Annotated in this window: 17 protein-coding genes and 1 riboswitch; of the genes, 8 read left to right on the plus strand and 9 right to left on the minus strand. The window is 36.1% G+C overall.

Annotated elements, in window-relative coordinates:
* From AB3I12_RS01110 to AB3I12_RS01120, 3 genes are all read left to right on the plus strand, one after another.
* Entirely contained in the window at positions 1–243 is a 243-nt protein-coding gene (locus tag AB3I12_RS01110; protein WP_010719097.1) for a GlsB/YeaQ/YmgE family stress response membrane protein, read from the plus strand.
* Positions 244–525: 282 nt separating this feature from the next.
* On the plus strand, positions 526–2,286 hold the full coding sequence (locus tag AB3I12_RS01115; protein WP_053766839.1) for a 1-deoxy-D-xylulose-5-phosphate synthase: 1,761 nt from the start codon (positions 526–528) through the stop codon (positions 2,284–2,286).
* A gap of 200 nt (positions 2,287–2,486) precedes the next feature.
* Positions 2,487–2,960, plus strand: a complete 474-nt coding sequence (locus tag AB3I12_RS01120; protein WP_063627150.1) for a YbaK/EbsC family protein — start codon at positions 2,487–2,489, stop codon at positions 2,958–2,960.
* 283 nt (positions 2,961–3,243) lie between these two features.
* Here AB3I12_RS01120 and AB3I12_RS01125 read toward each other — a convergent pair whose 3' ends face one another.
* Positions 3,244–4,014: an ankyrin repeat domain-containing protein gene (locus tag AB3I12_RS01125; protein ID WP_063627149.1), complete on the minus strand. Its 771-nt coding sequence runs from the start codon at positions 4,012–4,014 to the stop codon at positions 3,244–3,246.
* A gap of 228 nt (positions 4,015–4,242) precedes the next feature.
* Here AB3I12_RS01125 and AB3I12_RS01130 point away from each other — a divergent pair, with 228 nt between their 5' ends.
* The 4 genes from AB3I12_RS01130 (at position 4,243) to AB3I12_RS01145 (ending at position 9,907) form a co-directional block, all read left to right on the plus strand.
* On the plus strand, positions 4,243–4,857 hold the full coding sequence (locus tag AB3I12_RS01130; RefSeq protein ID WP_063627148.1) for a flavin reductase family protein: 615 nt from the start codon (positions 4,243–4,245) through the stop codon (positions 4,855–4,857).
* Positions 4,858–5,315: 458 nt separating this feature from the next.
* Positions 5,316–5,481: riboswitch (M-box (ykoK) riboswitch) on the plus strand.
* A gap of 113 nt (positions 5,482–5,594) precedes the next feature.
* Complete coding sequence (locus AB3I12_RS01135; RefSeq protein ID WP_034698076.1) at positions 5,595–6,788, plus strand: FtsW/RodA/SpoVE family cell cycle protein; 1,194 nt, start codon at positions 5,595–5,597, stop codon at positions 6,786–6,788.
* A gap of 79 nt (positions 6,789–6,867) precedes the next feature.
* Positions 6,868–7,749, plus strand: a complete 882-nt coding sequence (locus tag AB3I12_RS01140; protein WP_010737634.1) for an LCP family protein — start codon at positions 6,868–6,870, stop codon at positions 7,747–7,749.
* 121 nt (positions 7,750–7,870) lie between these two features.
* A complete protein-coding gene (locus tag AB3I12_RS01145) occupies positions 7,871–9,907 on the plus strand; it encodes a penicillin-binding transpeptidase domain-containing protein (protein ID WP_063627147.1) in 2,037 nt (678 codons plus the stop codon).
* Positions 9,908–10,020: 113 nt separating this feature from the next.
* On the opposite strand, the gene AB3I12_RS01150 is transcribed toward AB3I12_RS01145, so the two are convergent.
* The 8 genes from AB3I12_RS01150 to AB3I12_RS01185 all read right to left on the minus strand — a co-directional run bounded on the left by AB3I12_RS01150 (position 10,021) and on the right by AB3I12_RS01185 (position 18,285).
* The gene (locus AB3I12_RS01150; protein WP_063627146.1) at positions 10,021–11,223 is read right to left on the minus strand and encodes an MFS transporter; all 1,203 of its coding nucleotides are present in this window, start codon (positions 11,221–11,223) and stop codon (positions 10,021–10,023) included.
* 175 nt (positions 11,224–11,398) lie between these two features.
* The gene (locus AB3I12_RS01155) at positions 11,399–11,851 is read right to left on the minus strand and encodes a MarR family transcriptional regulator (protein ID WP_063627145.1); all 453 of its coding nucleotides are present in this window, start codon (positions 11,849–11,851) and stop codon (positions 11,399–11,401) included.
* A gap of 71 nt (positions 11,852–11,922) precedes the next feature.
* Positions 11,923–13,074 (minus strand): cation:proton antiporter, encoded by a 1,152-nt coding sequence (locus AB3I12_RS01160; protein ID WP_010719107.1) that lies wholly within the window; start codon positions 13,072–13,074, stop codon positions 11,923–11,925.
* Positions 13,075–13,320: 246 nt separating this feature from the next.
* Positions 13,321–13,845 carry a DUF308 domain-containing protein gene (locus AB3I12_RS01165; protein ID WP_053766849.1) on the minus strand — a complete coding sequence of 175 codons (525 nt, stop codon included), beginning with the start codon at positions 13,843–13,845 and terminating at the stop codon, positions 13,321–13,323.
* A 70-nt stretch (positions 13,846–13,915) separates the two neighbouring features.
* Positions 13,916–14,263 carry a DUF2200 domain-containing protein gene (locus AB3I12_RS01170; protein ID WP_010737628.1) on the minus strand — a complete coding sequence of 116 codons (348 nt, stop codon included), beginning with the start codon at positions 14,261–14,263 and terminating at the stop codon, positions 13,916–13,918.
* Positions 14,264–14,411: 148 nt separating this feature from the next.
* Positions 14,412–15,950 (minus strand): alkyl hydroperoxide reductase subunit F, encoded by a 1,539-nt coding sequence (gene ahpF / locus AB3I12_RS01175; RefSeq protein WP_063627144.1) that lies wholly within the window; start codon positions 15,948–15,950, stop codon positions 14,412–14,414.
* A gap of 11 nt (positions 15,951–15,961) precedes the next feature.
* Positions 15,962–16,525, minus strand: a complete 564-nt coding sequence (gene ahpC, locus AB3I12_RS01180; protein ID WP_010737626.1) for an alkyl hydroperoxide reductase subunit C — start codon at positions 16,523–16,525, stop codon at positions 15,962–15,964.
* Positions 16,526–16,737: 212 nt separating this feature from the next.
* Positions 16,738–18,285, minus strand: a complete 1,548-nt coding sequence (locus AB3I12_RS01185) for a helix-turn-helix domain-containing protein (RefSeq protein WP_034698053.1) — start codon at positions 18,283–18,285, stop codon at positions 16,738–16,740.
* A gap of 143 nt (positions 18,286–18,428) precedes the next feature.
* Between AB3I12_RS01185 and AB3I12_RS01190 the strand changes: the two genes are divergently transcribed.
* On the plus strand, positions 18,429–19,670 hold the full coding sequence (locus AB3I12_RS01190) for an LPXTG cell wall anchor domain-containing protein (protein WP_063627143.1): 1,242 nt from the start codon (positions 18,429–18,431) through the stop codon (positions 19,668–19,670).
* Positions 19,671–19,673: the final 3 nt, after the last annotated feature.

Consider the following 19,673-nt stretch of genomic DNA (forward strand, 5'->3'; position numbering starts at 1 on the left):
ATGGGATTTATTTGGTCATTAATCGTCGGTGGTATTATCGGAGCAATTGCAGGGGCTATTACAAATAAAGGTTCTTCAATGGGAATCATTGCTAACGTAGTCGCAGGTCTAGTTGGATCAGCGATCGGACAAGCTTTACTTGGCACTTGGGGACCAAGTATCGGGGGCATGGCAATCGTTCCATCATTGATTGGTGCAATCATTCTTGTATTGGTCGTATCATTCTTTGCTCGTAAACTGTAAGAAATTGATCGGATCATTTGATCGATCATAAATAAAATCAGAAGCTGAGACAATTATTGTCTCAGCTTTTTTTATCTACTTTAAAAAAATTCGGTCCAGTTAGTAAAGTTTATTCGTGTAAGCTGTTTAGAATAAAAATATCATTGTTATTGTGAAGTTTTACTCAAAATCCTCTTGACTTAGAGTTGACTCCAAGTAGTACAATATCTTTTGTGGTAACAATTAGTAAGACCGAAATGAGTTATTCTTTTCGGACATGTTATTGCAAAAGGAGAGAGAATAGTGAGTATAAAGACAAACATCTTAGACCAAATCAATGGTCCAACAGAGGTAAAAAAACTAACGATAGACGAAATGTCTGAATTAGCTACAGAAATGAGAGAAAAGATTTTACAAAAAAATAGTGCGATCGGAGGACATGTCGGACCAAATTTGGGTGTCGTGGAATTAACAATTGCTTTCCACCATGTGTTTGACTCGCCCAAGGATAAAATTGTTTGGGACGTTTCCCATCAATCTTATGGACATAAGTTATTAACTGGTCGTAAAAATGGATTTGAGGAGGGAAGCTACCACGAAATTAGTGGCTATTCCAATCAACATGAAAGTGAACATGATTATTTTACTGTGGGGCATACTTCAACTTCGATCAGTTTAGCGGTCGGTCTTGCAAAAGCCCGTGATTTGAAACAGGAGAAAGGAAATATCATTGCTTTTATCGGGGATGGTTCCTTAAGTGGAGGCTTAGCTTTTGAAGGTTTGAATAATGGTGGAACAATCAATTCTAATTTGATCGTTTTAGTGAATGACAATGAAATGTCCATTGATGAGAATCAGGGAAGTTTATATCGTCATTTAGCAGAGCTTCGTGAAAGCAATGGGACAAGTAATGATAATTTATTTAAAGCGATGGGGTATGATTATCGCTACATTGCGGATGGTAATGATTTAGAAACAGTAATTGAGGTTTTCAGAGAAATTAAAGACATTGACCATCCAATCGTTTTACATGTTCACACCGAAAAAGGTCATGGCTATGAGCCAGCCGTCGAAAACAAAATGAAATATCATTGGCATGTACCGTTTGATTTAGAAACAGGCGAAGCGAAAAATGCTCCTACTAGTGAAAGTTTTAATCAAATAATTATGAACTATCTTGATGAAAAAACGAAAACAAGTGCAACGCCTATCGTGGCTGTGAATGCTGCGATTCCAGGAATGTTTGGCTTAAAGGAATTTCAAAAAAAACATCCAGAACACTACTTTGATGTGGGGATTGCAGAACAACATTCGATCACATTTGCTTCTGCTTTAGCATCTCAAGGGATTCGACCTGTGGTATTCCATTCAAGTGTGTTTTTACAACGAGCATATGATCAATTATCTCATGATTTAGCGATCAACGAAAATCCAGTAGTCATTCTAATTGGAGGAGCAAGCATTTCAGGAAGTGATCGTACCCACCAAGGGACTTTTGATATTCCTTATCTTTCAAGTATTCCTAATATTAAATATTTAGCGCCAGCTACGAAGGAAGACTTACTTTCGATGTTGGATTGGAGTTTATCGCAAACCGATTCACCGGTTGCTATTAGAATCCCTGCTCATGGTGTGACATCTGGTGAAGCAATCGCAAAAGACTACGCTATTCCAAGTTACCAACGCTTGGTTGCTGGAGATAAAGTTGCAATCTTAGCACTAGGTGGCTTCCTTGAATTAGGTAAACAAGCTTTAGAAGAATTTGCGAATCAGGGGATTTCAGGCACTTTGATTAACCCTGGAACGATCACCGAACTTGATCATGAAACTTTAGAAGAATTAAAAGAAAATCACCAATTGATTATCACTTTAGAAGATGGTAGTCTTTCGGGCGGATTTGGTGAAAAAATCAGTCGTTATTATGGAGATTCAGCAATCCAAGTTCTAAACTTTGGTTCTCAAAAAGAGTTTACTGATAGTGTACCTGTTCAAACATTGTATGAACGTTATCATTTGACACCAAAACAAATCGTAGCAGATAGTCTTAGCAGTTTAAATCAATAGAAAAAAACAGAGTAAATTCGTGATATCCAACGAATTTACTCTGTTTTTTAAGAAATCTGGATTAAATGTACTATATTTATATTATGTAAACACAGTTAGGGATAAACCGAACGAGTAATGAAATAAACATTGCTTTTATCGATAAAAATCCCATAAAATAGAAAAGTAAAGAAATAATCTATTTTTAAGGAGGTATTTTTTTGATTGATTTGCAAGAAATATTTACACAAAACCAGATTGCGTTTGAACTTTATCGCCATCGCCCAATTTTTACCAATGAGGATGCGTTAGTTGTAAAAGAGGAACAAGGGTTTAGTGGTACTGAGACGAAGAGCTTGTATCTAAAAGATAAACAAAACAATCGCTACATTTTTTTAACCTTCACGACTAAAAGAAGCGACTTTAAAAAATTAAGCAAACTGATTGGTAAAAGAGTGTCAGTTGTTTCGGCTGAAGAAATGGAAGCGGAAACGGGACAAAAGCCAGGTGCTGTTTCACCATTTGGTTATGAATCATCTGTTCCTGTCATTATTGATGAAGAAATATTCGCTCAGGAAAAATTAGTATTTGCACCTGGTAGACCTGATCAAACCATGGTAGTCAAAGTGGCAGATTTAGATAATATCATTCAAGTATTAGAAATAAAAACGTATGTATTACCAGCAGTGGAGTGACCTGTAACCATAATGAAACAGGTTCATCTTAAGTGAAATCTTTTGTTTAACGAAGGTTTCGTGATAGAAAAACTGCGTATGAGTAAAGGCGTAGATGTGACGTTCCATACCAAAAAGCTTAGCTGATCAGAAAGTAAACCGAACATGGTTCAGACAAAAACGATGAGACGATCGTGAAAGTAAAACAAAAAAGCAAATGTCTAAGCTATAAACAAAAGTGTCATTTTGTTATAAAACATCGATCATCAGCTTTTTTATTTGGAAATTATTTTTTAGCCTGTAATCAAGTTAATTGAGATAATAGTTGATCATATCCTAATTCTCTGGCATAATCTTCGGCAGTTTTCCCTTGATTATCACGCAATTCTTTATTTGCACCATGAGCCAATAATTCTCGGACGATGTCTTGGTAGATCTTTGAGCCATCTCGCAAAGCCACAGCTTCAATTAACGCAGTATAGCCATAATGATTTTGATGGTCGATATCAACACGACCATCAGTTAGCAAAAGTTTGACGTTGGCTAAATGTCCTTTTTCGGCAGCTGGTATCAAGGCATTACCACCAAAACGGTTAACGATCGACTGATCAGGTTCACTATTTTCAAGCATATAAGCAAGAATCTCAGTTTTTCCTTGTGCGCCAGCATATAAGTAAGGGCTATCTTGAATATGATCTTGTAAGTTGATGTTCGCACCGTGATCAATGAGGATTTTTGCAATATCGATCATATTATGGTGGACAGCAATCAATAATGGGGATTCTCCTTTTTCATTTTGTTCATCAATCATCGCAGTTGACTGGTCTAACAACGTTTGAACTAGATTTAAATCCTCTGCACTAACAGCTTGTAACAAGCGACCTGGAGCAATTGTCATTGGTGTTTCCTCCTTTGATGGATGGTTGGGATTAGTTGGTAAAGGCGCAGAAGTTGTAGAATCCAAAACAATCGAATTCGTGCTAGTATTAGTACCATTTGATTGAGAGGAATGATCGGCACATCCTGCAAATACCAATAACGTAGGGAATAACCATAGGATTGAATAAGGTTTCATGAAAACGCCTCCTCCATATTATTTTAGTTGAAATAGCCATAAACAGCAAAATAAATACTTGCTAAACAATGCACAGCTCTTTATATAGAGGCAAAAACGTAATAAGCAACGCTTCCAAGACGGATTCTTGACAAAAAAAGAACAATGATAGATAGTAAAAAATAGTGTCTGACTAAATCTAGACAGGAGAACAGTTTTTGATTCTGTCAAATGAAAGCAGGGGAGTAGATGTTTACACGTTTGTCATCTCAATTAACAGAAAGAGAAAATTATAAATTACTGATTGGTTCAATTATTCCCAGACCAGTAGCTGTTGTTTCAACATTAACTGAGAAAGGGAACTTAAACATTGCGCCATTCAGCTATTTTAATATCGTTAGTTCAAATCCACCCATCGTTTCGTTAGCTGTCCAAAGAAAAAATGAGCAGATGAAAGATACTGCTAAAAATATCTTAATAAGGAAAGCAGCAATTATCCAAGTTTTAGATGAGCAAAATGTGGTGGAGGTCAATAAAACAGCAGCAACTCTTCCGCAAGAAGAAAGTGAGCTAACCTTGACTAACTTGACTACGAAAATAAATAGGAATGGTTCAATTCCACCAATCAATGAGTCAAAAATTGTTTTTGAAACGGATTTATATGACCATCTCGAAATTAAAAATGAGCAAGAAGTTACTGCCGATCTTTTCTTATTAAAAATCCATACGTATCAATTAAATGAAGAGGTATATGATCCAGTATCCGGGAAGATCGATCCCAAGAAACTACAACCAGTTAGTCGATTAGCAGGGAATGATTATGCAACCTTAGGGAAAATCTTTACCATCCCTAGGCCAAAGTGAACCACATGACGATAAATATGTTATTTTTAGAGGATGTATAATCCTAAAAATATTATTATAATATTGGCGTAAGTTCATTTCTTTCATGAATGGAGTAAGAAATAAAATTTAGCTAAAACATTTTTTAGTTATAAAAAACAATAAAGTTTTTTTAGGTAAACCGAATGATTTAAAATTTTATTTAAAATAGGCAAGTAAAAAGGCAAATATGAGACTTTTTAATGCATGAATAAACTGGTATGTAAATGTTAAGATAACTTGAAAATTTATTCCGAAAAGTGAAAAAGAGAAAAATAAAACAGAAAAATCAATCAAGTCAGCAAGGTATTTTCATACTAAACGACTTCCTAAAAAGGGGAAATATATTAAAGATTGATTAATTTTGTTTTTTTATCAAATAAATGATTGCTAAAATAGTTAAAGAAGCTTACTATTAACTCTGTAAAAAATAAAAATAGTAATAACCTTGTTAGGTGAGGCTCCTATACAAACATATGCTATTGCTCAGAAACGTCGAAAGACGCCAATGAGTCAAACAGGAATTGTCGGATTAAGGCTTTTTCAAATAGCTAAGAGTGTTTCTTTACGTTGTATAGTGCTAAAACTCGGACGATGAGATGATGCTAGGTCAGAATTCTTGTTCGAAAAGGTTTCTGACCTTTTCTTATATTCTATAACTGATTCTATATTTAACTGCTCGTGTTCGCCTAACTTGTGTAAGAGGAGGGGGATATGCGATGTGGAAAAACAGAAAGATCGACTGGTTGATTTTAGGCCCTTATTTGGCTTTGTCAATTGTCGGTCTTTTAGAGATATATAGTGCTAGTTCCTATCGTTTATTGGTAGCAGGAAGTGATCCTAAAAGCTTATTTATTCGGCAATTTTTGTTTATTATTCTTAGTTGGGGCGTAATTGTATTGACCTATTCCATCAGATTACAAGTTCTACTGAAACCAAGAATAATAAAAGCTGGATTGATTGTATCGGGCTTATTATTAGCGATGATGAAACTCGGGATTTTTGCTGTAACAGTTAATGGTGCCCAGCGGTGGGTTTCAATCGCTGGAATCCAGTTTCAACCGTCAGAAATCGCAACCATTTTTTTGATTTTATATTTAAGTCGTTTTTTTAGAAATGACCGCAGTGTTCCTGAGAAACTTCATATACCAGTGTTGATCGTGGGCGGAATCGCCGTGCTTGTTTTGTTTCAACCTAAAATTGCGGGAGCACTGATGATTTTAGCTATTGCTGGAGCTATCTTTTGGGCTGCAGCTATTCCCATTAAAAAAGGGCTGATAATTATCGGAGCAGCGATTGCTAGCTTGATCTTAGTAGCTGGCTTAGTTTTACTACTTGAAAAGCATCATTTGTTACCTTCATTTTTTGAACACGCTTATGACCGAATCGCAATGGTTCATAATCCTTTTTTAGATGAACATGGTGCAGGATATCAGATGAGTAACTCTTACTATGCACTATACAACGGTGGCCTATTTGGTCGAGGAATGGGGAATAGTATTACTAAAAAAGGTTATCTCCCTGAATCCGAAACAGATTTTATTTTCTCAGTCATTGCTGAGGAGTTTGGGTTGATAGGCGCATTACTTGTTTTGTTTTTGCTTTTCTTATTATGTATGCGAATCTTCCAAAAGAGTACGAAACAAAAGAACCAACAGGCAACTTTGATCTTAATTGGTGTAGGGACATGGATACTCGTTCAGACAAGTATCAATATTGGAAGCATCCTTGGTTTAATTCCAATGACAGGTGTACCATTGCCATTTGTCAGCTACGGAGGAACAAGCTATTTAATCTTGTCTTTTGCTATTGGATTAGCTTTGAATATCTCGTCTCGACAAGTGAAAGAGAAAAATAAGCAGGTTGAGAGGTTACAACTCAAGAAACCTGAACTGTTAAACAAGAACAATTAAGAATCTCTCAATTGGACTATCATAATAAAAAAATGGCTATATTTCAAGTAAGAGGTTCGGTTAGAAAGAGGAATCGAAAATGAAAACATTTCAAAAAGTGATTTTAGGTCTATTGACGGCAGTCGTCATTGTCATCGGCTATTTTTCTTTTGAGTTTGTTCATGGTTATTCTTCAACGAGTCGAGCAGACGATGTACCAAAAGTAGAAGCCAAAAGTGTTCCTAAGATTATCAATGTGGCATTGATTGGCTCTGATGCCCGGTCGAAAGAAGAAAATGGACGTTCAGATTCTTTGATGATTGCTCAGTATAATCAAAAAACTAAAAAAGCAAAATTGGTTTCGATTATGCGTGATTCTTATGTAGATATACCTGGGCATGGTCAAGATAAGATCAACGCAGCTTATTCATATGGCGGGATTGATCTTTTGAACCAAACATTGAAAGAAAATTTCAAATTTGAAACACCTTATTATGCAAGTATCACCTTCCAAGATTTCATTGATTGTGTCAATGAGCTATTCCCTAACGGTGTAGATATCAATGCTGAGAAAGATTTAGACTTGGATGGTGTATACATCAAAAAAGGTGAACAAACAATGGATGGGAATACCTTATTGCAATATGCGCGTTTTAGAGAAGATGCTGAAGGAGATTTTGGACGGATTAGAAGACAACAACAAGTGATCAAAGCAATTTCTAAGCAATTAAAAGATGTGACTTCCATCCTTAAATTACCAAAAGCAATCGGTCAACTCTTGGGAAGTATTAAAACGAATTTACCTGAAAGTGTATTAATTGATTGTGGCATTGATTTCTTAAAAGATGACAAACCAATTGATACGTTATCTGTACCAGTTGAAGGTAGTTGGAATTTTAATGATTACACACCTTCTGGTAGTGTACTAGAACTTGATTTAGAAAAAAATCAATTAGCAATCAATCAGTTTTTAGACCAATAGATTTACATTTTATTTAAAGTGTAAGAAGTTAGAAACATGCGATTGTCGTTGTGTTCTAGCTTCTTTTCTTATGGTAAAATGGATAGAAGTTAAGATAAGAAAATGTGAGCGGAGGGACAAAATGAAACGAAGTGACAATCATCGTAGGAGCAAGACTGGTGTTTATCTAACAAGCGCCCTTGTTTTAGTTCTTGCGGCTGGTGGCGGGTATTTTTACTATCAAAAAACGCAAGAAGAGCAAGTGGTTTCAGCAGGAGAAAAAACGATCCAACAGTTTGCGGAACGTTTAAGTACTGGCGATTATAAAAAGGCGATGTCATACACGCAAATTGATTCACAGACTAAGAAGACAATTTCTGAAAAAGAAGCTCTTGAAAAATACCAAAACATTTACGGAGCTGTGGCCATAAAAGGCTTGGAAATCTCTAATTTAAAAGTGACGAAAAAAGATAGTGAAACCTATTCTTTTTCTTATAAAGCTAAAATGAATACAAGCTTAGGCGAATTAAAAGACCTATCATATAAAGGAACTTTGACAAATAAAAATGATCAGATCAAAATCAACTGGCAGCCGAACTTGATTTTTCCTCAAATGGAAGATACAGACAAAGTAAGTCTGACTAGTGAGGAAGCTAAAAGAGGCGATATCCTTGATCGAAATGGAAAGAAATTAGCAACGACGGGCAAATTGAAACAGTTAGGGATCGTTCCTAGAAAGCTGGGAGAAAAAGAAGAGAAAACAGCAAACATCAAAGCAATTGCTGCAGCTTTCGATCTTTCAGAAGATGAAATCAATCAAGCTATCTCTCAAAGTTGGGTACAACCGGACTATTTTGTTCCTCTAAAAATCATTGATGGACAAACCCCCGAATTACCAAGCGGAGCAGCGATCCAAGAAGTTGATGGTCGCACCTATCCGTTAGGCGAAGCAGCAGCGCAATTGATTGGTTATGTTGGTGATATCTCAGCAGAAGATATCAAAAAGAATGCTGAATTAAGTAGTAATGGTAAAATTGGTCGTTCTGGTCTGGAAATGACTTATGACAAAGAACTACGTGGCACCAATGGGGGAAAATTGAGTATTACGGATGCTGATGGGACAGAAAAAGAAGTATTGATCGATCAAGAAGTGAAAAATGGTCAGGATATCAAATTAACTCTTGATGCCGATGCTCAAAAAATCGCATTTGATAGTTTAGGTGGAAAAGCGGGTTCAACAGTAGCGACTTCGCCAAAAACGGGCGAGTTGTTAGTATTAGCGAGCTCTCCAAGTTATGATCCAAACAAAATGACAAATGGAATCTCTCAAGAAGATTATCAAGCCTATACGGAAAATGAAGACCAACCATTTATTAGTCGTTTTGCTACCGGTTACGCTCCCGGATCTACATTTAAAATGATTACTGCCGCAATCGGATTAGATAATCAAACGCTGAATCCAGACGAAGTATTGACGATCAATGGATTGAAATGGCAAAAAGACCAATCATGGGGATCGTATCAAGTTACTCGTGTCAGCGATGTGCCTCAAGTCAATCTGAGAAACGCAATGATTTATTCAGATAATATCTATATGGCTCAAGAAACCTTGAAAATGGGTGAGAAGAAATTCCGCGAAGGATTAAATAAATTCATTTTTGGGGAAGACTTAGATTTGCCGATCAGCATGAATCCCGCACAAATCTCAAATAAGGATAGTTTTAAGTCAGAAATCTTATTAGCAGATACTGGTTATGGGCAGGGAGAACTGTTAATCAATCCGATCCAACAAGCAACGATGTATTCTGTTTTTGCTAATAATGGAAATCTTGTTTATCCAAAATTAGAGATGGATAAAGAAACGAAAGTCAAACAAAATGTCATTGCTTCAACAGCTGTACAGACGATTCTGCCAGATTTGAAAGATGTTGTTCAAGATACGAATGGTACTGCTCATTCTTTAGCTGCTTTAGGCATACCAATAGCAGCTAAAACTGGTACAGCGGAAATCAAAGAAAAACAAGATGAAAAAGGACAAGAAAATAGCTTCCTATTTGCTGTGAATCCTGATACAAATGGTTATCTCATGATCAGCATGTTAGAAGATAAAGCAGAAGGTGATTCTGCAACGAAACGTGCACCTGAGTTGCTCCAATACTTGAATCAAAACTATCAATAGACGAATGAATAAAACTAATCAATGACTGTAGTCACTACTTACATTTGGGCTAGGAAACCTAAATTATTTAGAATACTACAGTCACTCGATTAGTTTTTTTATATAGGGATGCTTTAGAATGATCTTTTTACTTTTGGTTTAACGATAAAAGTAGCTAAACCTAATAAAATGAATCCAATAATGAATGGCATCGTATGATGGAAAGTAGCATATAGTTGACCACCAATCATCGGACCGATCACTCTAGCTAATGCTTGGATGCTTTGTGAAGCCCCTTGGATTTTCCCTTGGTCCTCTTTGCTAGCATACGTTGAAATCAAACCATTGTAGGAAGGGCTAAAAATCGCATCACCTAGCCCGAAAAAGACCATGCCGATGATAAAGCAGGGGATCGAGCTATAAAAAGCGGAAAGGATGAGGACAGAATAACCAATCATTTCACTGGTAATACCCATAGTAATGATCTGGTTTTCTCGCCAAAATTTTAATAAAATCGGCATAATCAACAGTTGAGCAAAAATGTCCATAATGCCAATTAACGAGAAAATAAAACCGATGATGATTGGCGATAAATGGAAAGTATCAATTGAAAATTGAGCAAAAATCGCTTGGAATGAACCGTTGGGTAGCCAAATCAAAAAACCTGTGATCAATAACCATTTGACTGATCGAAAAGTGAAAACCAATTGGAGTTGCTTGAAGGGATTGATTTGCTGAAGAGAAAGATTTCTTGTACGTTCACGTTTAGTCAAACTTTCAGGCATGAAAAAATAACCGTAAACCGCATTACTCAAAGACAAAAAGGAGGCAACGTATAAGGGAGTTGCTGGTCCGTACTGTGCCAAGAACCCACCAATCAAAGGACCTGCTGCAGTTCCAATCCCAACAGTCGCGCTAATCCATCCAAAATATTTTGTTCGACTTTCAATTGGTGTCAAATCAGCAAAATAGGCAAGAATAGCTGAGATTTCGCCGCCGGTTAACCCCTCAATTATTCTACCAAGAAAAAGTATCCATAAAGCTCCACCAAAGCCAAATAAATAGTACCCAATCGCAGAGCCAAACAAACTGCTGATCAAAATAATTTTCCGACCAAACCGATCACTGAGTGCGCCTAACATAGGGGCGGCTAAAAACATGGAAAAAGCATAGATCGCACTGAGTAGTGTCACCGTGGTTGCTTGTTGCTGTGTGTTTTTTGTGTATTGCTCTACCATAAATGGAATGACCGGATTAACGATTGTTAACCCTAATCCAATCAAAAAGACCGAAGTGAAACCAAAAACGAGTGCATGTTTGTTGATTGTTGTATTCATATCAAAACTCCTTAGCTATAAAATGTTTCCTAGGAAACATTTTATATAGTATATGTTTATTGTTTCCTTGTCAACAATAAACAGAGAGATACTACGATAGAAGAATGAAATTTAACGAAGCAGAGAGCAAAAAATCAACCGTGATCTTAAGATCACGGTTGATTACACATGCACTTTATTTTTCTAGTTTTGTTCTTTTTAAATTTTCTCTAAAGCGACCGATAAAACGAAAAACAGTATCAAACTCTTCCTTAGTCATTTGTTGAAAAACGACCTCATTTTCTTTAAGAAATTCTTCATGGAGCTTTTGATGCATTTTGTTAATACGCTGACCTTCAGCTGTCAGGCGAAAGTAACGCTCTTTTTTATTTTCAGGTTTCTGATAGCTTTCAAGTAAGCCGTTAGTGATCATTTTTTTAGTTAGCTTACTAATCGCTCCACGAGTCATGTAACTAGCATTTGCTAATTTGGTTACATTTGGATTTGGAATTGATGCTACTTTTTCGATTAAGTCGATCTCATTCAAAGAATAGCCTTCGAGTACTTGTTCTAATTTTGGTTTATTACGCCAAGTGATCTCGTTAGTCAGATCGACCATTTCACTAATCAATTTAAGTCTTGAGTCCATTTTTCACCGTCCTTTTTCTCTAGTATAACGAATGGACATTATCATCACAACATTCATTGATAGATAGTAAGTTAATTGGCGTATACTTTTTTAGTGAAATATTTAAGAATCAGAGGTGAAATCAGAGTACTTAACAAAACAACGATCACTAAAGGAGAGTAGTAGTGATTTTCAATCAAGTTGCTTTGTTGCCCGATCTGTAAAATAATCAATGCCATTTCACCACGAGAAATCATACCAGCTCCTACCATGAGTGCACTGTTGGAAGAAAAACCAGAGAATTTTGCTCCAATATATCCGCCAATAAGTTTAGTCAGAATTGCTACGAGTGTCAAAATCAAAATAAATAGTATCTGTTCACTAAAGTTAGAAAAATCTACTTCTAAACCAACACTCACAAAAAAGACGGGGATGAATACTGCATATCCTAAAGCTTCAACATTATTGTAAACTTCATGTTTTACTTTTGTTTGACTCACTGCAATCCCAGCAAAAAATGCCCCAATTACTGAACTTAACCCAATCAGGTCTGCTAAATAAGACATTCCTAGGCAAATGACTAATGACATAATGATAATGGCTGAATTCGCATAGATTTTTTCTGCTAGCGACATTAAAAATGGAGCAATCCATTTCACTAATAAAAAGATAAATAAGAAATAGAATAGTTGTTCCAACAAGAGTAAAGGAAGGGGTAGGTTGCTCGTAGACTTACCTGTTAAAAAAGATAAACTGAAGCTTAGCACTAGAACAACCAGAATATCATCAACAACAGAGGCACCTAGAATCGTTGATCCTTCCTTCGTATTCACAACATTCAGTTCTTTTAGTACTTCGACAGAGATACTAACAGAAGTCGCAGCTAAAATAATCCCAAAAAAGATTGCTTCATTGTTCGCTACTTGAAACGCCTCGCCAGTAAGCCAACCGAAAAAGACAGGGAAGAGGATTCCTAAAAGTGCTACAAACATTCCTGGTTTAAAATATTTTTTCAATAAGGATAAATCACTTTCCAAACCTGCTAAGAACATCAGCAAAATGACACCAATTTCAGAAAAATCATGAACTAAAATATTAGGATGAACCCAGCCAAGTCCTGCTTGTCCTAGTAATACACCAACTAACAATTGTCCAATAACAGCCGGAATTCCAAATCTTCTCGAAATATGCGAACCAATTGTAGTTGCAACAAGGATTAAACATAAAATACCAATAAACTCCATAAGATAGTCAAACCTTTCTTTATTCAATAGTCTCAAATATATAATAACATTAATTATTTTATTTGTGGTGAAAAGAGATTATCTAGAAAACTGCAAAAAGAGACTCGAAAATGAAAAATTTTTAAGAGCAAATAAAAAGAGGCAGCATTCAGAAAGTTTTACTCTTAGAAATGAAAAGCTTTTAGAAAATTAGCTTTTTCTATCTTCTAGTTAAGCAAACTAATACACATGCAACCTCTTTTTTCCTTAAGAATATCTCTTGTTCACTTTGAAATAGGTAATGATTTCTGAGATACCCATGAAAATTAATAGCCCACCAAATAATTGGAAGAGTATCATGACGCTTTTGAATGGATTGAATAATAAAATCAAACCACCAATCAATAAGAGAATACTATAAGCACTCCAACCTTTCGAACGGGTGTTAAGTCCGACGAATAATTGAAAGAGACTTTTTAGGATAATAACTAAACCTAAGATAACTGGTAAGAGCGAGACGATTGCTGCTGCAAAGACCCACACGATTAGTGCGAGAATAAAAAATGCAATCCCGCTAATTAAACCAAATCCCCATGCACCCGTTTGTTTTCGGTTTTTATTTGCTTCTAAAAGATTCAAAATCCCCAATAAAACAAAATACGCTGTAATGAGGTAGCCAATAAAATGGAATACAGCTGTCGGATTGATCACAATTGCAAGTCCGGCAATGATGTAAATGGCTGACCTTAGCAATGCGTAACGCTGAAAATTAGTACGTATCATTTCAAACATAACATAACCTCCTTTTATTCTATTGTAACGGTAAACGGTTATTCTACCAAACAAAAACCTGTTTTTTTATTTAGCTTCTTAATATTTTATCCATTTTCTTGCCTTTTGCAAGTTCATCAATTAGCTTATCTAAATAACGTATTTCCTGCATCAGTGGGTCTTTGATCGTTTCCACTCGCACACCACAAATCACCCCAGTTATCAACTGTCTGTTTGGATTCAGTTTGGGTGCTTGTTCAAAGAAGACTTGGAACGTTACTTCATTTTTCAGTTGTTTTTGTAATTCTTCTTCGGTATAACCAGTCAACCAGCGGATGATTTCATCCACTTCTGACCGAGAGTGTCCTTTTTTCTCAGCTTTTTTTACATAGAGAGGGTAGACACTTGAGAAACTCATGGTGAAAATTCGTTGATTCATGATAGCACCTCCTACGATAAGTTTTCTTTTATTATATTCGTTTGTTCAATAAATGTGTACTTATCGCAATTGTAAAAAAAGAATAAATAAAAGGCTAAGGCAAGTTGATGAATAAACTTGTCTTAACCTTTTGAGATTTGTAGCAAAGTTATTCTTTTCTCATCAAATAGTCAAATGCACCAAGGGCTGCTGTAGCACCCGAACCCATAGCAATAATGATCTGTTTATAAGCACTATCTGTGCAATCACCAGCAGCGTAAAGTCCTGCTTCACTGGTAGCACCATGGGCATCAGTGATGATTTCTCCTCGATCATTTAACTCTAGTGTTCCAACTAACCAATCCGTATTAGGAACCAAACCAATCAGAATAAACACACCTGAAACAGCTATTGTGTGTTCTTCCTGGGTGGAACGGTCGATATAACTCAACGAATCAACCTTTGTCTGACCACTGATTTCTTTCGTCTGGGCATTTAGAATGACAGTGACATTTGTTAAAGTAGCTAGTTTATCTTGTAATACTTGGTCTGCTTTAAGTGTCGGAAGAAACTCTAAAATATATACATGTTTCGCCAACCCAGCTAAATCAATGGCAGCTTCAATCCCTGAATTTCCGCCACCAATCACTGCGATTTCTTTTCCGGCAAAGAGGGGACCATCGCAATGAGGACAATAGGCAATTCCTTTGTTTTTAAATTCTTTTTCACCAGGAACATTGATTGAACGCCAATGAGCTCCTGTTGCAACAATCGTTGTTTTTGATTTCAGCTGATTGCCGCTTTTTAAATTGATTTCAAAGAGATCTGCTCCTTTGTTTAGTGACACAACTTGTTGATTTGTCATAACATCAACAGGATAAGACCGTAAATGTTCTTCGACTTGTTTCATCAATCGTGGACCTTCTGTGTAAGGTGTACCAATTAGATTTTCGATGCCTAACGTTTCTACGACTTGACCGCCAAGTGTATCAGTTACGAGTCCAGTACGGAGGCCTTTTCTAACTGCGTAAATCGCTGCGCTGCTTGCTGCTGGACCACCACCGATAACTAGAACGTCAAATAATTCTTTTGTATTGATTTTCTTTTGTTCCATTAGATTCGGGCCAGCTATTTTTCCTAAAATTTGTTCAATCGTCATTCGTCCACTAGCAAATTCTTTTTCGTTTAAAAAGACGGTTGGCACGGCCATGATTTGTTTTTCAGTGATTTCATGCTGATACATCCCACCTTCGATCATCGTATGGGTGATCAACGGATTCAAAACCGCTAAAATGTTTAACGCTTGAACAACATCAGGGCAGTTGTGACAAGTTAAACTGACATAGCTCTCAAAATGTAGAGGTTGATTGATTTCTAAAATGGATTGAATCAAAGTATCAGCTATTTTAGGTGGTCGTCCACTTACTTGTAATAAAGCAAGGAGGAAAGATGCAAACTCGTGGCCTAAAGGAATACCTGCGAAAGTGATCCCGCTAGTCTTTTGTAAAGAATTGATTTCAAAGCTAGGGGTACGTGGCAACGTCTTTTGTTCAACCGTAATTTTATCAGTCATATCTGCCACTTCGTTCACAAACTCGAATAATTGTTGGGAATTGGCTGTGTCATCTGTACTAACCGAAAAAACGACTGGTGCTTCCATTAAATCAAGATATTGAGCTAAATTTTGTTTCGTTTCCTTATCTAACATCGGCTCATCCTCTAAATCTTTCCAACAAGATCGAAACTAGGTTTTAGTGTTTCGCCACTTTCTTTCCATTTCGCTGGACAAACTTCACCAGGATGCGTACGTACGTATTGTGCGGCTTTGATTTTGTCAATCAAGGCACTTGCGTCACGTCCAATACCATCAGCATTGATTTCCATTGCTTGTACGATACCATCTGGATCTATGATAAAAGTTCCTCTTTGTGCAAGTCCACTTTCTTCATTCAATACATCAAATAGACGAGAAATGTGGTGAGAAGGGTCGCCAATCATGGCATATTCTATTTTTCCGATAGCTTCAGATGAGTCATGCCATGCTTTATGTGTAAAGTGGGTATCCGTTGAACAAGAAAAGACTTGGACGCCTAGTGATTTTAATTCATCGTATTGTTCCTGTAAATCCTCTAATTCTGTCGGACATACGAAAGTGAAATCTGCTGGATAAAAGCAAATAATACTCCAATTACCAGTTAGATTAGCATCGCTGATATCGATAAATTCTCCGTTTTTATAAGCTTGTGCGGTAAATTCTCCAACTTTTTTTCCAATCAATGACATATGAAAACCTCCAATTTATTTTACTTTATTTATAATTAATATAATTTAATAACGGTTGCAAAGTCAAAGGTTTTTTGGTTATTTTAAGAATGTCTCGTAAAAATAGGAGGTTATTTATAGGTGCAATAGAAAAAGCCGTACATGGGAATAGTGGCTGCTTCCTTTGTCTAGTAGGATTCGTCGACTATTTTTCCATGAACGGCTGCATTGGATCATTTATTAGAAAATGGTGTGCAAGATGTATAATCATTTTCTTGTTTTAATTCAAAGATATATCCAGCAATTTGAGTAATTACTTTTTTCCATTCTTGCGGTGTTACATAATTGTCCAATAAATAGATTTTTTTGATGTGTGACGGCAGATGCTCTAAGGGACAGTCACTGACGATGATATCACATTCTTCCATATAATTTTTTTGGATGATGATCGACTCGGAAGAAAAGATCTGCTCGATTTTGACCATCAAATCTTTACTCACATAAAAATCCTTGGTGTAATTGATACCTATAACGATCGAATGTTGAGGTTTAAAGCGATCATACAAATGAAGTAAGTCTTCAACGATCCATTGCATATTTTCTTTGATCAATAGATCTGGCAGCTCTTTACTGATTTTTTGTCTAAAAGTGACGTAGAATTGTTTGATCTCATTTTGTAAGTTTTCAAAATTTTCTTTTCCTTCATATAAAGTATAGGTAGGTAAAGGAGTATTGGGTTGATCAGGATTCAAAAAAGTACTGAAAAGTTTATTTCGAGCAAAGTTCAAGGCATAAAGTTTTTGTTGATTGACTGGTACTTTTAAATGAAAGTGTCGGCTAAAAGACTCCACTAGCTTTTTAGAGTAAACGATGTAAGGAACATTAGCTTCTAGTAACATTTGGTAATGTTGAAAGCTAAGCTCGTCACTTTCTAGTTTTGAAATCGCTAATCTTGCTAACAGGTTGATTAAAACCCGCTGTTCATGACAAATAGATAAATGATCGTTAAGCAAATCAAATTCTGGAGTAACCAAGTATTCAATATAGTCATATTCTTTAAACTCTCTTTGGACATTCTTCAACGATGTAACTGGAAAGTTCTCTACACAGATTTTTAATAGTAAAAATAATTTTTCTTTCATCCCTCCACTTAGGGCATCAAGTAATTCTTGTTTAAAATAAGTTGTTAGTTCATACGTAATAGATTGTGGGGTTTCCATGCCATAGGGGACAGAAGTATTTGAAAAAATATTCCAATAAACATCTAAAAAACAATACTGGATCTGTACTTCCGTTCCTGCTACGATTTTTTTTCCTTTAGCTGTAAATTTAAATGCAATCCCATACAATTTAAGGAACTGATTGACAGCTTTCATTTTGGAATAAAGATAAGAGGAGCTGTAATTTGTTGTTTGACTAATGCTAACAATTGAATGACCAGTTGGTTCTAACAGGGCTGTTAAAATTTTAAAATTTGTCGATTCTAAACAGTATTTACCAAATAATTCATAATAACATTTTGCACTATCTGTATTCTTTAAATCTAACTGGACAAATTTCTTTTGCCTGATCAAAGAAACATCTTCTAAATCAAGTGTCATAAAATCCTGTTCTAATTCTTGGAGATAAAGCAAAAAATTAGAATCAGACATCTCAAAATAATCAGCGAGGTAGTGAGTGGTAATGAAGAATGGGTGTTCTGCAAGAAAAAGAAAAATATTGAGCTTGGTAACACTTTTTTTATTTAAAAGATACTTTTTGATTGCTTCTTGTGTTTGCATGTTATTCCTCCATTTGATTTTCCATCCAGCATTTTACTAAAAAATTAGCTATTTTGAACAAAAAAACAGTAATAATATTTTAGCCGTTTGTATTATCTTATGTATTGCAAGCCAAAAGTGTTTGAAACGGGGGAGATGTAAAAATGAATCACTTAAAACTTATAATGGCTACTGTTGCTTTGACAGGCCTATCGGTAACTGCCGAAGCAACGCAACAAGTAAAGATTGAAGAGCACCACCCAATCGTTACTAAAACGAAAGAGCCTGGGTGGGCAAACGTGAATTGTATCACACTACAGGATGAATTTTCCACAACAAATTCAGGAATCATGAAATTTCCGGTGGGAAAAACGGTACCAGTCAAAGCCAGTGTCAGCTATTCAGGCGATAGACAACCAATCTCACAATCCAATGTAGTATTTGAGAATGTTGATCCAGCATTGACGATTGGGTACGATCCAACTACGCTTCAGATTAATGGACATAAGGCTAGTTTTACCTTTACTGTAACATTAAATCAACATTTAACAAAGCCAGCATTATTTACGATCAAAGTAGCTGATGGCAGTCCGACAGATAATCAGCATCTTACGCCTTATAGTCAACGTCAGACAGTTGAAGAAATGCTTAATGTTGATGAGGATAATTTTACCGAATTACCAGAAATTGAACCAACTGATCCAACACCGGAGGAAAAACCAGATCCAGTTGAACCGACTGATCCAACGCCAGAAGAAAAGCCAGATCCAGTCGAACCGACTGATCCAACGCCAGAAGAAAAGCCAGATCCAGTCGAACCGACTGATCCAACACCGGAGGAAAAACCAGATCCAGTCGAACCGACTGATCCAACACCGGAGGAAAAACCAGATCCAGTTGAACCGACTGATCCAACGCCAGAAGAAAAACCAGATCCAGTTGAACCGACTGATCCAACGCCAGAAGAAAAACCAGATCCAGTCGAACCGACTGATCCAACGCCAGAAGAAAAGCCAGATCCAGTTGAACCGACTGATCCAACGCCAGATGAAATGAAAAAACCTCAAGTGGAAATCGAGATACCTAAGAAAGAAGAATTTCCAACTGTGGGGGAATCTTTAATTGACGTTAATACGAAAAATCAAGTAATTTTGCCAGATATGATCAAAGAAAAATCGCATCAGATGTCTTTATCAGGTAGTTTAACGCCTAAAAATGAAAACAATTATGAAATAAACAATGATAATTTCTCAGATAATGAAAAATCTCTTGGTAATGGTATAAGTGGTCAATTACCAAAAACAGCAGATAAAGCAACACCAAGTTTTATGTATCTTGGGTTTACACTTATCATTTTCTCTATTTTCGGAGTGAGAAAGTTACGAAATAGTGAAAAACAAAGTTAAAGC

The organism is Enterococcus sp. C65 (genome assembly GCF_040887165.1).
Taxonomy (GTDB): Bacteria; Bacillota; Bacilli; order Lactobacillales; family Enterococcaceae; genus Enterococcus_B; species Enterococcus_B hirae.

Bases quoted from the DNA above. Each gene is read 5' to 3' on its own strand.
- AB3I12_RS01110 (WP_010719097.1), top strand. From the start codon at position 1: ATGGGATTTATTTGGTCATTAATCGTCGGTGGTATTATCGGAGCAATT.
- AB3I12_RS01125 (WP_063627149.1), bottom strand. From the start codon at position 4,014: ATGAAACCTTATTCAATCCTATGGTTATTCCCTACGTTATTGGTATTT.
- AB3I12_RS01130 (WP_063627148.1), top strand. From the start codon at position 4,243: ATGTTTACACGTTTGTCATCTCAATTAACAGAAAGAGAAAATTATAAA.
- AB3I12_RS01135 (WP_034698076.1), top strand. From the start codon at position 5,595: ATGTGGAAAAACAGAAAGATCGACTGGTTGATTTTAGGCCCTTATTTG.
- AB3I12_RS01140 (WP_010737634.1), top strand. From the start codon at position 6,868: ATGAAAACATTTCAAAAAGTGATTTTAGGTCTATTGACGGCAGTCGTC.
- AB3I12_RS01145 (WP_063627147.1), top strand. From the start codon at position 7,871: ATGAAACGAAGTGACAATCATCGTAGGAGCAAGACTGGTGTTTATCTA.
- AB3I12_RS01150 (WP_063627146.1), bottom strand. From the start codon at position 11,223: ATGAATACAACAATCAACAAACATGCACTCGTTTTTGGTTTCACTTCG.
- AB3I12_RS01155 (WP_063627145.1), bottom strand. From the start codon at position 11,851: ATGGACTCAAGACTTAAATTGATTAGTGAAATGGTCGATCTGACTAAC.
- AB3I12_RS01160 (WP_010719107.1), bottom strand. From the start codon at position 13,074: ATGGAGTTTATTGGTATTTTATGTTTAATCCTTGTTGCAACTACAATT.
- AB3I12_RS01165 (WP_053766849.1), bottom strand. From the start codon at position 13,845: ATGTTTGAAATGATACGTACTAATTTTCAGCGTTACGCATTGCTAAGG.
- AB3I12_RS01170 (WP_010737628.1), bottom strand. From the start codon at position 14,263: ATGAATCAACGAATTTTCACCATGAGTTTCTCAAGTGTCTACCCTCTC.
- ahpF (WP_063627144.1), bottom strand. From the start codon at position 15,950: ATGTTAGATAAGGAAACGAAACAAAATTTAGCTCAATATCTTGATTTA.
- ahpC (WP_010737626.1), bottom strand. From the start codon at position 16,525: ATGTCATTGATTGGAAAAAAAGTTGGAGAATTTACCGCACAAGCTTAT.
- AB3I12_RS01185 (WP_034698053.1), bottom strand. From the start codon at position 18,285: ATGCAAACACAAGAAGCAATCAAAAAGTATCTTTTAAATAAAAAAAGT.
- AB3I12_RS01190 (WP_063627143.1), top strand. From the start codon at position 18,429: ATGAATCACTTAAAACTTATAATGGCTACTGTTGCTTTGACAGGCCTA.